The 14,510-nt window shown below is 57.7% G+C and carries 11 protein-coding genes; 8 read left to right on the top strand and 3 right to left on the bottom strand.

The features are described from left to right. Positions 1-3: 3 nt before the first annotated feature. Positions 4-2,628 (bottom strand): TonB-dependent receptor, encoded by a 2,625-nt coding sequence (locus QQX03_RS04840; protein ID WP_285976738.1) that lies wholly within the window; start codon positions 2,626-2,628, stop codon positions 4-6. Between the two features lie 264 nt (positions 2,629-2,892). Here QQX03_RS04840 and typA point away from each other — a divergent pair, with 264 nt between their 5' ends. The 6 genes from typA (at position 2,893) to QQX03_RS04815 (ending at position 9,264) form a co-directional block, all read left to right on the top strand. Continuing rightward, complete coding sequence (typA, locus tag QQX03_RS04835) at positions 2,893-4,731, top strand: translational GTPase TypA (protein ID WP_285976737.1); 1,839 nt, start codon at positions 2,893-2,895, stop codon at positions 4,729-4,731. 64 nt (positions 4,732-4,795) lie between these two features. Continuing rightward, positions 4,796-6,274, top strand: coding sequence for a sodium/proline symporter PutP (putP, locus tag QQX03_RS04830; RefSeq protein ID WP_285976736.1), 1,479 nt, complete (start codon positions 4,796-4,798; stop codon positions 6,272-6,274). A 24-nt stretch (positions 6,275-6,298) separates the two neighbouring features. Next, positions 6,299-8,110 (top strand): gamma-glutamyltransferase, encoded by a 1,812-nt coding sequence (gene ggt, locus QQX03_RS04825; RefSeq protein WP_285976735.1) that lies wholly within the window; start codon positions 6,299-6,301, stop codon positions 8,108-8,110. 55 nt (positions 8,111-8,165) lie between these two features. Further along, positions 8,166-8,291, top strand: coding sequence for a VOC family protein (locus QQX03_RS11500; protein ID WP_349665852.1), 126 nt, complete (start codon positions 8,166-8,168; stop codon positions 8,289-8,291). Positions 8,292-8,345: 54 nt separating this feature from the next. After that, positions 8,346-8,543 (top strand): VOC family protein, encoded by a 198-nt coding sequence (locus tag QQX03_RS11495; protein WP_349665851.1) that lies wholly within the window; start codon positions 8,346-8,348, stop codon positions 8,541-8,543. Positions 8,544-8,598: 55 nt separating this feature from the next. Further along, entirely contained in the window at positions 8,599-9,264 is a 666-nt protein-coding gene (locus QQX03_RS04815; RefSeq protein WP_285976734.1) for an extensin family protein, read from the top strand. Positions 9,265-9,316: 52 nt separating this feature from the next. On the opposite strand, the gene QQX03_RS04810 is transcribed toward QQX03_RS04815, so the two are convergent. Then, positions 9,317-9,649, bottom strand: coding sequence for a response regulator transcription factor (locus tag QQX03_RS04810; protein WP_285976733.1), 333 nt, complete (start codon positions 9,647-9,649; stop codon positions 9,317-9,319). 79 nt (positions 9,650-9,728) lie between these two features. Here QQX03_RS04810 and uvrB point away from each other — a divergent pair, with 79 nt between their 5' ends. Then, positions 9,729-11,915, top strand: coding sequence for an excinuclease ABC subunit UvrB (uvrB, locus tag QQX03_RS04805; RefSeq protein WP_285976732.1), 2,187 nt, complete (start codon positions 9,729-9,731; stop codon positions 11,913-11,915). After that, on the top strand, positions 11,912-12,445 hold the full coding sequence (locus QQX03_RS04800; protein ID WP_285976731.1) for a hypothetical protein: 534 nt from the start codon (positions 11,912-11,914) through the stop codon (positions 12,443-12,445). The genes uvrB and QQX03_RS04800 overlap by 4 nt, the downstream gene beginning before the upstream one ends. Here QQX03_RS04800 and QQX03_RS04795 read toward each other — a convergent pair. After that, positions 12,411-14,456 (bottom strand): protein-disulfide reductase DsbD family protein, encoded by a 2,046-nt coding sequence (locus tag QQX03_RS04795; protein ID WP_285976730.1) that lies wholly within the window; start codon positions 14,454-14,456, stop codon positions 12,411-12,413. The two genes, QQX03_RS04800 and QQX03_RS04795, sit on opposite strands and share 35 nt — an antisense overlap. Positions 14,457-14,510: the final 54 nt, after the last annotated feature.

Below are 14,510 nucleotides of genomic sequence, written 5' to 3'. Positions count from 1 at the left end.
TGATCAGAACTTAAAGCGTACTACGCCGCCATAGGTGCGCGGTGCACTTGGGTAGCCAGATACAGTACCAGCCTGAGCCACACCATCGAAGATGGTCAGAATGTACTGATCATCAAACAGGTTGCGGCCCCAGATGCCGACTTCGATACCGTTCTCCATAGCAAAGGTCATTGACGCATTCACCAGATTGACTTCACGCGTGAAGTTGTTCGGGCCGAATGTTGGCAGACCGTTGTTGATCGGTGTGTCGCTCTCGTGGTTGTAATCCACGCGGGTAACCAGACGGTTGCCCGACAGACCAAACTCATGCGTGTAAGTTGCCGAAGTGGCAATTGCCCAGGCAGGAATACCGGCCGGACGTACACCTGTCAGATCACCCAGAACGCTGCCGGGGAAATCGTCAAACAGCGGATCAAGGTGCGTTGCCGCAAACGTCAGGACCAAGCCATCTGTCGGACGGATATTGACGTCCATCTCGAAACCGCGAACCGACTGCTTACCAGCGTTCCGAAGCGCAAAGCCCGTGCCGGTGAAGGCAAAGCTTTGGAACCCTTCGATACTCTGGTCAAACAGCGCGAGGTTGAAGTTCACGCCTTCGATTGAAGCCTTCAGACCGATTTCGTAGACTTCCGCCTCTTCCGGACCTGCGAAACGCGAGCCTGAAACCAGGTTTGGAACAGCCAGACCTGCATTCAAGATTGGCGAAGATGGCGCAAGGATTGTCGAGCCGCCCGGACCAGCCGTAAAGTCTGTATTGAGCGGGCGACTGTCACGCGACAGGTTGACCGAGCTTGCCTTGAAGCCGGTTGCGTAGCTGGCGTAGACATTGACTTCCGGCGTAACCTCGTAAGAAGCGCGGAAGAGATACGTCAGCTTGTCATCGCGGGTCTTGCCGTCTTCGACAGCATTCGGGATGGCAAGGAATGGCGGTTGGAACTGAAACGCTTGAAGCGCGAGAAGCGGGTTCTGAGCTGGATCAATCGCTGCAGCAGTAATCGCCTGGAAAATCGGCGCTGTCGCCGGATTCGAAGCAAATCCGGCAATAGTTGCCGCATCGACACTGCCTGGCGCAACCATAAGTGCTTGCGCAATTCCGCCAACGATAAATGCGTCAACCAGATTAACCTGACCAAGCGGATCGAAAGACGTCTGGCTTAGCGCGAAGTCTTTCTTATCGTCTGTGTAGTTGAAGCCCGCGGTGAACACGAGGCCATCAACAGGCTCAAAGTCGACCGTACCAAAAATCGACCATGACGTGTTATCCATGCTGAACGTTTCAGATGTCAGCAACGGCGTGAGGAAAATGCTTTCCTGCGGCAGGCCGAGAGCAGCCTCTACTCCGTTAAACACGCTGGGTGCACCCGTCAAAACATCGACTGGATTGCCGCCAGCGAGCAATTCAAATACGTTGCGGATCTGGCTGCCATTCGGGATCGCACTGTCTTGGTTAATCTTCTCATCAAAGTAGAAACCGCCAAGCAGGAAGTTGATCGGACCGTCGAAATCCGACGCGATGCGGAGTTCTTGCGTAAAGGTCTCAACTGCCTGATCGCGCGTTTCAGTCGCGATGTCGGCGCTTGTGTAGTCGATGTCTGACAGGAAGAAATTTTCCAGCTCACGATAAGACGTGATCGACGTGACGCTGATGGGGCCAGTGTTCCAGTCTGCCTGGATTGAGCCGCCGTAGTTCTTCACTTCGTTGGTGGGCACGAAGTTCAGGAATGCTTCGTAACCGAAGAAGTCCGTGCTCAATTGTCCACCAACCGCGTTGATCGCACCGGTCACAGGGCCCGAAACGAGCGTTGCCACCTGGCAACAAATTTCATCGATTTCCGAGTAGTCAGCGATTGCGCGAATGCGCAGGTCAGGAGTTGGCTCAAACAAAAGCTGTGCACGAGTCGCCCAGCGATCACGATTGTTCTGCTCTTCGTCGAGGTTGACGATCGTCGCATAGCCGTCGCGCTTGTTGTAGCTGCCATCAATCGAAAATGCGATGTTGTCAGTCAATGGACCGGTTACATCGCCCTTCAGAACGATTGCATTGAAATTGCCGTAGCTGGCTTCAACGCTGCCGCCGAATGTAAACTGCGGTTCGCGTGTGATGACCGAGATTACACCGGCCGACGCGTTTTTGCCGAACAATGTCGATTGCGGGCCGTTCAGGACTTCGATGCGTTGAACGTTTGAAAGGTCAGACAGCGCGGCTGCTGAACGCGAACGGAAAACACCGTCGATGAATACGCCAACCGATGGCTCAATGCCGAAGTTGTTATCGCCGTTGCCGAAACCGCGAATTATGAAAGTTGATGCAGACGAAGTTTGAAGCTGGCTGACGCGCAGCGATGGAGTAACCGTCTGGAGATCGAGAACGTCACGAATCTGTGCATTTTCAAGCGTTTCGCCTGTGGTCACAGAAACCGAAATCGGGGTTTCCTGAAGTGTCTGCTCACGCTTTGTCGCGGTAACTACGATAACGGGTGCACCGCTGAATTCATCTTCAACACTCGTGTCGTCGTCAGCTGTGTCTTGCGCGTGGGCCGCGGCGGGCATGGCAAACGCAAGGGCCGCTGCACCGCTCATCAGGGCAAAGCGAGTTGATCCGGCAAAGCCGGTCTTATCAAAGTTCATTGAGTTCTCCTCTCAAAAGCGACCGGTGGGGTGCGCGACATTTATTTTGAACGCTTTATACCGACCTCGAACTGTTTAATACGGGAGTGATTAACAAGGCACAAGTAAATCAGCGGCATATAGACGACGCAATCATCCTATGTTGCGTGCTAGACACACCTTCCGTTACGTCACCTGCTTGTTAAGTGATGCAGCTTAGGCTAGGGGCGCGCTAAATTGTGCGGCGCAACATGCCGTCCCCCTCTTTATATTCGAAAGTTCGTTATGTCTCGCTCGCTTCGCAATATCGCGATCATCGCTCACGTTGACCATGGCAAGACCACTTTGGTTGACCAATTGTTCCGCCAGTCCGGTACCTTCCGTGAAAACCAGCGCGTAGAAGAACGCGCGATGGATTCAGGCGATCTGGAGAAAGAGCGCGGCATCACTATTCTGGCTAAATGCACCAGTGTTGAATGGCATGGTGCCGATGGCGAAACCACGCGCATCAACATCGTTGATACACCTGGCCACGCTGACTTTGGCGCTGAAGTTGAGCGTATCTTGAGCATGGTCGACGGTGTGATCCTGCTGGTCGATGCGGCTGAAGGTGCAATGCCGCAAACGAAGTTCGTTACCGGCAAGGCGCTGGCGCTAGGGCTCAGGCCGATTGTGGTCGTCAACAAGATCGACCGCCCTGATGGCCGCCCTCAAGAAGTTCTGGACGAAGTTTTTGACCTGTTCGTAAGCCTTGATGCAAATGACGAGCAGCTCGATTTTCCGGTGCTATACGCCTCTGGCCGCGATGGCTATGCCAGCGAAGATCAGGAGGCGCGTGAAGGCACGCTTGCTCCGCTGTTCAAACGGATTGTTAGCCACGTCCCATCCCCTGGTCTGGATGAAGACGGGCCGTTCAGTTTCCTTGCCACCTTGTTGGACCGCGACAATTTCATGGGCCGGGTTCTGACCGGCCGCGTGCAGTCAGGCTCGCTCAAGGTGAATGATCCGATCCACGCCATCGACATGGACGGCAATGTAGTTGAAGTGGGCCGTGCGACCAAGCTGATGAGTTTTGACGGGCTTGAGCGGGTTCCGGTGGAAAGCGCCGTGGCAGGTGACATCATCGCCTTGGCCGGGCTTGAGAAAGCTACCGTTGCAAACACCATCGCTGATCCGGCTGTCAAAGAGCCGATTGCCGCGCAACCGATCGATCCGCCAACGCTGGCAATGCGATTTGCCGTCAATGACAGCCCGCTGGCGGGGCGCGAAGGCACCAAGGTGACCAGCCGCATGATCAGGGACCGCCTTCTTCGTGAGGCGGAGACCAATGTCGCAATCCGCGTGACCGAGTCAGAAGACAAAGATGCATTCGAAGTTGCCGGCCGCGGCGAATTGCAGCTTGGCGTGCTGATCGAAACCATGCGCCGCGAAGGCTTTGAGTTGGGCATTTCCCGCCCGCGAGTCCTGTTCCGCGAAGAAGACGGCAAACGCATGGAGCCTTACGAAACTGTGGTTATCGACGTTGATGACGAGCATTCCGGCACCGTTGTCGAGAAGATGCAATTGCGCAAAGCTGATCTGACTGAGATGCGCCCATCGGGCATGGGCAAGACCCGCATAACTTTCTCTGCGCCTTCGCGCGGCCTTATCGGTTATCACGGTGAATTCTTGTCCGACACCCGCGGGACCGGCATTATGAACCGCCTGTTCGAAAAATACGGCCCTTACAAAGGCGCTGTCGGCGGCCGTAACAATGGCGTTCTGATCTCCAACGGAGATGGCGAATCCAACGCTTACGCGCTCAATATGCTCGAAGATCGCGGCGAAATGTTCATTGGCGCACAGATGAAAGTCTACGAAGGCATGGTGATCGGAGAGAACGCCAAGCCGGACGATCTGGAAGTAAATCCGATGAAGGCGAAGCAGCTTTCCAACGTGCGTTCGTCAGGCAAGGACGATGCCATCCGCTTGACACCGCCGCGCCGGATGAGCCTCGAGCAATCGATCGCTTATATCGATGATGATGAAATGGTCGAAGTGACGCCGCATTCAATCCGCTTGCGTAAAGCGCTGCTGTGCCCGCACGAGCGCAAGAAAGCCAAGCGCAAGAAGGACGCAGCGTAAGCTCTTCCCAGACTGAGACGAGAGCGGTAGCCATTACGGCTGCAGCCTGTTACCCGCCTGCTTCATGCAGACAGGTACCCTGATAACACTCGCGCTCTATTTTGTCTTGATGATCGGCGTCGGGTTATTCGCCTGGCGCAAATCCACCGACACGTCCGAAGGCTATCTGCTGGCCGGCCGCAATCTGCCGCCAGCCGTTGCCGCGCTTAGCGCGGGTGCGTCAGACATGTCGGGCTGGCTGCTGCTCGGGCTACCCGGCGCGCTTTATGCCAGCGGATTGGTTGAAGCCTGGATCGGCATCGGCTTGTTCGCGGGCGCTGTAGTCAATTGGATTGTCGTCGCGCCGCGTCTGCGCCAGCAGACAGAGGAACTCGGCAACGCGCTGACCATCCCGGAATTCCTCGCCAACCGCTTTCCAGACAAGGCTTTTGCGCTGCGGGTGGTCTCAGCGATTGTGATCGTCGCGTTCTTTACGGTCTATACAGCTGCAGGGCTGGTCGGCGGCGGCAAGCTGTTCGAGACGGCTTTTGCCGGATTGCTGCCAAATATCGCATTGAGCGACTATATGCTCGGCATATGGATCACAGCTCTGGTGGTGCTGGCATACACAATGGTGGGCGGGTTCCTTGCAGTCAGCCTGACGGACTTCGTGCAAGGCTGCATCATGGTTGTCGCGCTTGTCCTGATGCCGCTCGTGGTCATGTTCGGCAGCGGCGGCGAGGCAGGCGGTTCGATCGCCGATGTGGCGGCATCGCAGCCCGGATTTCTGAGCCTGACCGAAGGGTTGACACTGCTCGGCTTTATCAGCGCAGTTACCTGGGGCTTGGGCTATTTTGGTCAACCGCACATCATCGTTCGCTTTATGGCGATCAGCACCATCGAACAGGTCAAAACCGCACGCAATATCGGCCTTACATGGATGGGAGTAGCGCTGATCGGAGCAATCGGGATCGGTATAACCGGACGCGCCTATGCAGAGCGCAAGGGTATCCTTTTTGAAGATCCTGAAACGATCTTCATTGTTCTTTCCGAGCTGCTGTTTCACCCGCTGATCACAGGCTTCCTGTTAGCCGCCTTGCTGGCAGCGATCATGAGCACGATAAGCTCGCAATTGCTCGTATCCTCCAGTTCTCTGACAGAAGATTTCTACCGCCTTTTCCTGCGCCAGCAAGCAAGCGAGCGCGAGCGGGTGAATGTCGGGCGGATTTGTGTAGCAATCGTCGCGCTGGCTGCAATTGCAATCGCAGCTGATCCTGACAGTCAGGTTCTGGGGCTAGTCTCAAATGCCTGGGCCGGATTTGGGGCAGCGTTCGGCCCGCTGATCATCCTAGCTTTGACGTGGGACAAGATGACCGGCGCGGGCGCGGTGGCTGGCCTTGTCACAGGCGCTGCAGTTGTTGCGATCTGGATCGCAGGCGGCCTCAATGCCAGCTTTATGGGCGGCCAATATCTGTATGAAATTGTGCCGGGATTCATTGCTGCGTGGCTGGCAATTGTGATTGTCAGCAAGGCGACAGGAACCGCTCGGCCTGCCCGAGGTTGATTGCACACGATATCGAAGAGAGACATGAAACCGACCAAACTCACCTTTGCTGCACTGGCCTCGATGGCACTGACCGCACCGACACTTGCAGACGACCATTCCGCTGAAGAGCAGAAGGCCCGACCGGTGCACGAACAGATCGGTGCAGGCGGACGTCCGGTCGGCGCGCCGTGGTCACGCAGTCCGGTCCATGCACAGCATGGCATGGCAGCTACTGCGCACCCGCTCGCGACCCAGATCGCACTCGATATTCTGAAGGACGGCGGCAACGCGGTTGATGCGGCGATTGCGGCTAATGCGGCGCTTGGCCTGATGGAGCCGACCGGCAACGGCATCGGGGGCGATCTCTTTGCGATTATCTATGACCCCAAGTCTGACCAGCTTTACGGCATCAATGGCTCCGGCCGCAGCCCGGCTGGACAAACATTGGACCAACTTCTGGAAAAACTGGATGGCGGAGACAGCTTGCCGCCGGTTGGACCACTGCCTGTCACTATTCCCGGCACGGTTGATGGCTGGTTCGAAATGCACAATCGCTTTGGCCAATTGCCGATGGCAGACGTGCTTGCCCCAACCATCAAATACGCCCGCGAAGGCCATCCGGTTGCGCCCATCATCGGCCACTATTTCGAACGGAATCTGCGCGCCTTTGAAGCTCGCTCAAACCTGTTCGACTTTGCCAACGCGCGCGCCACCTGGTTCGCAGACGGCGCGCCGAAAGCTGGCGAAATCTTCAAGAACCCTGATCTGGCCAACACGCTGGAGCGGATCGCCCAGAATGGCCGCGATGAGTTCTACAAGGGCGAGAGCGCACGAGTGATGGTCGATTACCTTCAGCGGCAAGGCAGCGCCTACACGCTGGATGACTTCGCCAGCCACCGGTCGGAGTGGGTAGAGCCAGCCTGCGTAGGATACCGCAACGGGTTCGAACTGTGCGAATTGCCACCCAACGGGCAAGGCTTCGCAGCGCTGCAAATGGTCAACATCCTGAAGAATGTGGACCTTGCCCAGTGGGAACGCGGCAGCCCTGAGGTGATCCACTATATCACCGAAACCAAGCGGCTCGCCTATGCCGATGTCGCGCGTTTCTATGCCGATCCCGACTTCGGGGCTTTTCCGATGGATCTATTGAGCGACGCATATGGCAAAGCTCGTTTTGACTTGATCGATCCGGCACGCGCCACGCCGGAGTTCGCACCGGGCGAGCCAAAGCCAGAGCCCAAGCTGGAAGGTCCCGGCGACACGACCTACCTAACCGTGGTTGACGGGGACGGGTTGATGGTCAGCCTGATCCAGTCAAACTATCGCGGTATGGGCGGCGGGCTGACGCCCGACGGCCTCGGCTTCATGTTTCAGGATCGCGGAGAGTTGTTCAGCCTCGATCCCGCGCACCCCAATGCATATGAGCCGAACAAACGCCCGTTTCAGACCATTATTCCGGCCTTCGTGAAGAAGAACGGGAAGCCGTTCATGACACTGGGTCTAATGGGCGGCGGTATGCAGCCGCAAGGCCACGTCCAGGTGCTGATCAATATCGTCGACTATGGCATGAACCTGCAAGAAGCGGGCGATGCTGCGCGTATCAATCATGACGGCGGTCGCCAACCGACCGAACCGTTAACCGGCCCGGCGAAGGATCCGCTGGGGACGTTGAATGTTGAACCTGGTATTCCGGCAGAGACCATCGCAGCACTAGAAGCGATGGGTCACAATGTCCGTGTGGTGACCAACGGCATCATGTTCGGCGGTTATCAGGCGATTGCACGCGATCCGGACACCGGCGTGCTCACCGGCGCGACAGAGAAGCGGAAAGACGGGCAAGCACAAGGCTTCTAACGCACTATTTCTTCTTTTCGCGAGTGTGTTTAGACTCGCCGCAAGGAGAGCGAAAATGGCTAAGATTACCGGGCTTGGCGCCGTGTTTTATATGGTGGAAGACCCCGAAGCGACACGTGCATGGTATCGCGAGAAGCTGGGGCTGGATGGCGAATATGGCCCGCAGTTGGCGTGGAGCTAGGAAACCAAGCGCAACCCCTATTCGCTGATCAGCCATTTCAAGGATGACACCTATATGAAGCCCGGCACGCGCGGTTTCATGATCAATCTGCGGATCGATGACCTTGATGCCTTCGTCAAACAGATCAAGAAGAAGGGCGTGAAAGTGCTCGACACGGTGGACGAAGGCTATGGCAAGTTTGCATGGATACTGGACCCCAATGGCGTGAAAATCGAACTTTGGGAGCAGGTCGCAGAAGAGCTGCCTAGCTAAAACAGCTGTTCCCACGTTTACTTTTAGTTAATCATATATTCTCAAAATCCCGGCCATGTTCGCTCGCTCATCAATCCTGTTACTCGCCACATTGACCTTGGCAGCTTGCGGCACCGTGCCTGGCGGATCGTCATCCACGCGAAACCCGCAATCCGCGCCTCGGCCCGTTGCTGTTAGCCCGGATGCTCAAATGTGCCTGGCTGCGATCACCGAGACAGGCTCGCGCTACTCGCCCCTACCTGATGAGTACAATGGAAACGGGTGCGCCATCACTCGCGCTGTCCAGCTATCCGCTGTGCGCGGAGATGCATCCGATCTGGGCATCAGCAATATCGGCCCGGTTCAATGCGAGACGGCGAAGATTTTCATCGCCTGGGCCCGGTTTGGAGTCGATCGCGCAGCACGGAAGATCCTGGGTTCGCCCATCGATCGGATCGAGACCATGGGCAGCTACTCATGCCGCAATGTCGCCGGCACTTCGCGCAGATCCGCCCACGCCACGGCGCAAGCGATTGATGTGGGCGCATTTGTGCTGGAGGATGGCCGTCGCATTGACGTAAAAAGTGCCTGGTCCGGTGGAAGCCGTGAAGAGCGCGAATTCCTGCGCGTGGTGCATAACAGCGCTTGCAGGCGCTTTGGCACGGTGCTGGGGCCAGACTATAACGCGGCGCATCGCGACCATTTGCATGTCGAGATCAGCGGTGGCGGATTTTGCCGATAACTGCCCAATTTGACGCGTCTTAAAGCTTTGCTTCCAGCTTGAGCCGCACTGCCTAGGCCGCGTGTTGCGCGCCTAACTTCGCCATCATATTCGCACGGTGGATTTCGACAGTGCGGGGGCCGATCTCGAGTTCGCGCGCTATCACCTTGTTGCTGCTACCCGCGCTCAACCATTCCAGCACTTGGCGTTCGCGGCCTGAAAGGCTCTCAATCCGGTTTCGCGCCTCGATCACCCGCCTGCGCGCCAAAGGGAACTCTTCTGCTTCGGGCTCAAGTTTCGAGAGTGTACGCAGGAACTGATCAGGCTTTATGGGCAATGCCAGATAGTCCAATGCGCCAGCCTTGATCGCAGCAACGATATTCTGCGCAAGTAAGAAAATTGTCATATCAAATTGTGCGAAATTCTCTGACTAAGGTCAGAAAGCATCGTTGCGAATCTGCGCGATGTCCCCCATATGTTCCGCTATGGCTGAATTGGTGATCAGACGCGGGCTGAACGAGCCGGAGACCGGCGAGGAATTTGTCCCGCACCGCCCTGCCCGCCCGGAAAAATCCATGCCTGGCAAGAAGTTCGAGCTGGTCAGCGAGTATCAACCCGCGGGTGACCAGCCGACTGCCATTGCAGAGCTGGTTGGCGCGGCCAATGATGGCGAGCAGACGCAAACCCTGCTCGGCGTGACCGGTAGCGGCAAGACTTTCACCATGGCAAAGATGATCGAGGAATTGCAGCGCCCCGCACTGGTGCTTGCGCCGAACAAGATCCTCGCCGCGCAGCTCTATGGCGAATTCAAAAGCTTCTTCCCCAACAACGCTGTCGAATATTTCGTCAGTTATTACGACTACTACCAGCCAGAGGCCTACGTCCCGCGCAGCGACACCTATATCGAGAAAGAGTCGAGCGTAAACGAAGCGATCGACCGGATGCGCCATTCAGCCACGCGTGCGCTGCTTGAACGTGATGACGTGATCATCGTCGCGTCGGTTTCATGCCTTTACGGCATCGGCTCGGTCGAGACTTATTCAGCGATGGTGTTCGACATCAAGAAAGACGAAGTGGTCGACCAGCGCGAATTGATCCGCAAGCTCGTAAGCCTGCAATACAAGCGCAACGATACCGCTTTCGCGCGCGGTTGCTTTCGCGTGCGCGGGGACAGCCTGGAACTTTATCCCAGCCATTATGAAGATATGGCATGGCGGTTCAGCTTCTTCGGCGATGAAATCGAGGAAATCAGCGAATTCGATCCCCTGACAGGCAGGAAGGGCGCGAGCCTCGATAAGGTTCGCGTCTTCGCGAACTCACACTATGTCACCCCTGGCCCGACCATGAAACAGGCCACCGAAGCGATCAAATTTGAACTTGAGCATCGGCTGAAGGAGCTGGAGGCCGAAGGTAAGCTACTGGAGCATCAGCGGCTAGAGCAGCGCACCAATTTCGATCTGGAGATGATCGCGGCAACCGGCTCTTGCGCAGGGATTGAAAACTATTCGCGCTTTCTCACCGGGCGCTTGCCGGGCGAGCCACCACCAACGCTGTTTGAGTATTTGCCCGAGAACGCGCTGCTGTTCGTTGACGAAAGCCACCAGACAGTGCCGCAGATCGGCGCGATGGCGCGGGGGGACCACCGCCGCAAGATCACGCTGGCCGAATATGGATTCCGCTTGCCGAGCTGTATCGACAACCGTCCGCTGCGGTTTAACGAGTGGGACGCGATGCGCCCGCAGACCGTGTGCGTGTCTGCAACGCCCGGTGGCTGGGAGATGGAGCAGACCGGCGGCGTATTCGCTGAACAGGTAATCCGCCCGACCGGCCTTATCGATCCACCGGTTGAAATCCGCCCGGTCGAAGATCAGGTGCAGGATTGCATCCAGGAATGCCTTGCAACCGCCCAAAAGGGCTACCGAACGCTGGTCACCACGCTGACCAAGCGGATGGCGGAAGACCTGACCGAATTCATGCACGAAGCGGGCGTGCGCGTGCGCTACATGCACTCCGATGTCGAGACTCTGGAGCGGATCGAGCTGATCCGAGACCTGCGACTGGGCGTCTATGATGTGCTGATTGGTATCAACCTGCTGCGCGAAGGCTTGGATATTCCCGAATGCGGTCTTGTGGCAATCCTTGATGCTGACAAGGAAGGTTTCCTGCGCAGCGAGACATCGCTGATCCAGACGATTGGTCGGGCGGCGCGCAATGTCGATGGCCGCGTCATTCTCTATGCTGATCGCGTGACCGAAAGCATGGAACGCGCAATGGCAGAGACCGATCGCCGGCGCGAGAAGCAGCGCGCCTACAATGAAGAGCACGGTATCACGCCGCAGACGATCAAGCGCGATATTGCCGATATTGTGGCGCACACGGCCAGCAGGGATGGCGTGGTGGTCGATACCGGCGATGACGAGGTCAACAATCTGGTTGGCCACAATCTGCGCAGCTATATCGAAGACCTTGAGAAGCGGATGCGTGCAGCCGCCGCCGATCTGGAATTTGAAGAAGCCGGGCGCCTGCGTGATGAAATCCGGCGGCTGGAGAATGACGAGCTAGGCTTGCTCGACACAGACAAGCGCGCCGCACCCAAGGGCAAGAGCACTGAAGGAAGGCCGGGGACGCGCAAAATGCGCTATGGCAAAACGCAAAGGAAGTTCGGCAAATGATGTGGCGCTGTGCCAGCCTAGCGCTCGTTTTAGCACTATCCGCCTGCAAACCGCCGCCAACGGATGCGGATATTGCGGCGCGCGATGTGACAAGCAACCAGAGCGGTCCATCCGCGCCTATCGACAGCCCGGATACCGAAGGCGCGGTCTGGTCTGACAGCCCGATAACTACAGGCCGCATCATTTACGGCATCCCCGGGCAACCACCGCTGCTTGCGCTGGGCTGCGGCGATATGGGCGACCATCCCAGCATTCTGATCACACGCTATGCGCTGGCAGACGAAGGCGCAGAAGCGATGGCGGCGTTCATCGGCAATGGGCACATTGCCCGTATCCCCGTCGACGCAACCGAGATCGACAATGGATCGTTCTGGCGGACAGAGTTGTCCGCTTTCAGCGAGGATCTGGAAGTGTTGACTGGCACGCGCCAAGTGGCCGTGACGATCCCGGGCGCAGGGCGACTGGTGCTCAACCCGAGCCAACGCCCCGCTCAATTCATTGAGGATTGTCGCGCATCGCCCTCTGTATGAGCATGTCCGGCGTCAGCACCTGCGGTAGCTGTTCGGCTTCCTGTCCTGGCTCATACCATAGGTAAAGCGGCACCCCTGCCGCGCCTTGTTTGTTGAGGAACATGCTGATTTCAGCATCGCGCCGGGTCCAGTCGCCCACCATCGCGATCACGCCCGCTTCTTCGAATGCGGCCTTGGTGGTCTCACGTTCGATAGCGACGCCTTCATTGACTTTGCAGGTAACGCACCAATCGGCGGTGAACCATACGAAAACCGGCTTCCCGCTCGCGCGCGCTTCGGCCAATGCGGCTTCACTGAACGGCCGCGGGCTGAGGATTGACTCAGCAGTGCTCGAGCTTTGCTCGGCATAGGCAGACGGAAGCGCAAAGGCTCCAAACACAAGAAATGGTGCTGAGATAAGCCCAAATGCGGGCCATGCCATCTTGCCTCGCTGCTGAAGCTTGCCGATCACCCACAGCGCCATGATCACGCCGAACACGACGATCAGAGCAAACATCGCAAAGCCGCGTCCGCCCAGCTGCTGTGTCAGCCACACCAGCGCGAGCGCGGTCAACCCCATCGGGATCGCCATCACGCGGCGAAATGTGTTCATCCATCCGCCGGGTTTGGGCAACATCCGGCGCAGCGCCGGGACAAAACCGATCAGCAGGAATGGCAGGGCAAGCCCCAGCCCCAAGGCCGCAAACAGCAGCAAGGCCTGCAAGGGGGGCAATAGCAGTGCCGCGCCCAATGCCACCGCCATAAATGGTCCGGTGCAAGGCGTTGCCGCGAAGGCTGCCAGCAAGCCGGTTGCAAAGGCGCTTGCCGGCTCGCCGCTACGCGTGAATGAAAGCGAGGGCAGCACGAACACACCTGCAAAGTTTGCTGTTATGACTGCCGCCAGTATCAGCAGGACGACGACAACACTCGGGCTTTGTAACTGGAATGCCCAGCCTACCTGCTCGCCCGCCGAGCGTAGCGCCAGCATCACGCCGCCCAGAGCCACACAGGCCAGCACCACGCCAGCCGTGTAGGCGATGCCTTCACTGCGCGCTTGTGCTTCGCTTTCACCGGCGCGCGCCAGGCTGATCGCTTTCAAGCTCAAGATCGGGAACACACATGGCATAATGTTGAGGATCAATCCGCCTACCAACGCACCCAGGATCAGCGTCCACATCGGCGGCGTGCTGGCTGGCTGTCCGGCGATCAATTCGCCGCCTGCCGGTACTTCGCCCGCCTGCGCGGCAAAGCGAATCCCATTGCCATCGCCAAGCGCCAGAATGCCTTCGAGTGTCTCGAAATCGCCGCGGCCTTTGCGCGGGATTTCAGCGACCAACACATCGCCATTGCGCCGGAAAGTCTGCGACGCAGCATAATCGACCACGCGGGTGTTGCTTACAAAGACATGCGGCGCGCTGAGACTCATCGTCGCCGGGATCGGGATCGCTATGCGCAAAGTGCCCGCTGTAAGTTCGTATGTGCCCTCACGATCAAGCGGAGGTGCAATCGCTGCGCGCCACATGGCAAAGCGCTGGTCGGGCGTGAACGAGCTGTCTTCGGCCGGAATGATGGTGGTCATCCGCCCCTGTTCAGGGACACAGATCGCATCGGTGCAGGCAAGCCATTCGCCTTTTGCCGCAATGGGCAAAGGTCCTGTTGGAACGTAATCAGCAGAAACGCTGATCGGCACCAGGACTGCATATGCGCCTTTGTAGACGTGGTTCATCAGACCGGAGATCGAGAGTTTCTGAGGGACAGGGTACAGCGGCTCGCCCGCTTGCCAGCCTTCGGGCAGTTCCCAGTCCAGCGCCATGCCCAGCCCGGCATCGCCGGGATTAGACCAATAGCCGTGCCATTCTTCCGATACCGGTTCAAAATGGATCGCCAGCGTCAACGTTTCGCCTGCAACGGCTGGTCCCTCTGCATGCAAGCTGCCGACAAGATTGTTATCCTGCGCGCGCGCGGCAGTGTCCAGCGCCAGCATGCCGAGCAGCGACAACAGCAGCCAAAAGGCACCAAAAGACTTGAACATTCTTGCTTGGGTCACACCTGTCCCTCTAGGGGTCTCACATACAGTTCGCAAATC

This window comes from Altererythrobacter rubellus, assembly GCF_030284385.1.
GTDB classification, from domain to species: Bacteria; Pseudomonadota; Alphaproteobacteria; order Sphingomonadales; family Sphingomonadaceae; genus Erythrobacter; species Erythrobacter rubellus.
Note: the sequence above shows the minus strand (reverse complement) of the source record. Positions and strands in the feature narration are given on the sequence as shown.

What these genes read in the sequence shown, in the direction of transcription:
- QQX03_RS11495 (WP_349665851.1), top strand. Translation starts at nt 8,346, where the DNA reads ATGAAGCCCGGCACGCGCGGTTTCATGATCAATCTGCGGATCGATGAC.
- putP (WP_285976736.1), top strand. Translation starts at nt 4,796, where the DNA reads ATGCAGACAGGTACCCTGATAACACTCGCGCTCTATTTTGTCTTGATG.
- QQX03_RS04795 (WP_285976730.1), bottom strand. Translation starts at nt 14,456, where the DNA reads ATGTTCAAGTCTTTTGGTGCCTTTTGGCTGCTGTTGTCGCTGCTCGGC.
- ggt (WP_285976735.1), top strand. Translation starts at nt 6,299, where the DNA reads ATGAAACCGACCAAACTCACCTTTGCTGCACTGGCCTCGATGGCACTG.
- QQX03_RS11500 (WP_349665852.1), top strand. Translation starts at nt 8,166, where the DNA reads ATGGCTAAGATTACCGGGCTTGGCGCCGTGTTTTATATGGTGGAAGAC.
- QQX03_RS04800 (WP_285976731.1), top strand. Translation starts at nt 11,912, where the DNA reads ATGATGTGGCGCTGTGCCAGCCTAGCGCTCGTTTTAGCACTATCCGCC.
- QQX03_RS04840 (WP_285976738.1), bottom strand. Translation starts at nt 2,628, where the DNA reads ATGAACTTTGATAAGACCGGCTTTGCCGGATCAACTCGCTTTGCCCTG.
- QQX03_RS04810 (WP_285976733.1), bottom strand. Translation starts at nt 9,649, where the DNA reads ATGACAATTTTCTTACTTGCGCAGAATATCGTTGCTGCGATCAAGGCT.
- typA (WP_285976737.1), top strand. Translation starts at nt 2,893, where the DNA reads ATGTCTCGCTCGCTTCGCAATATCGCGATCATCGCTCACGTTGACCAT.
- QQX03_RS04815 (WP_285976734.1), top strand. Translation starts at nt 8,599, where the DNA reads ATGTTCGCTCGCTCATCAATCCTGTTACTCGCCACATTGACCTTGGCA.
- uvrB (WP_285976732.1), top strand. Translation starts at nt 9,729, where the DNA reads ATGGCTGAATTGGTGATCAGACGCGGGCTGAACGAGCCGGAGACCGGC.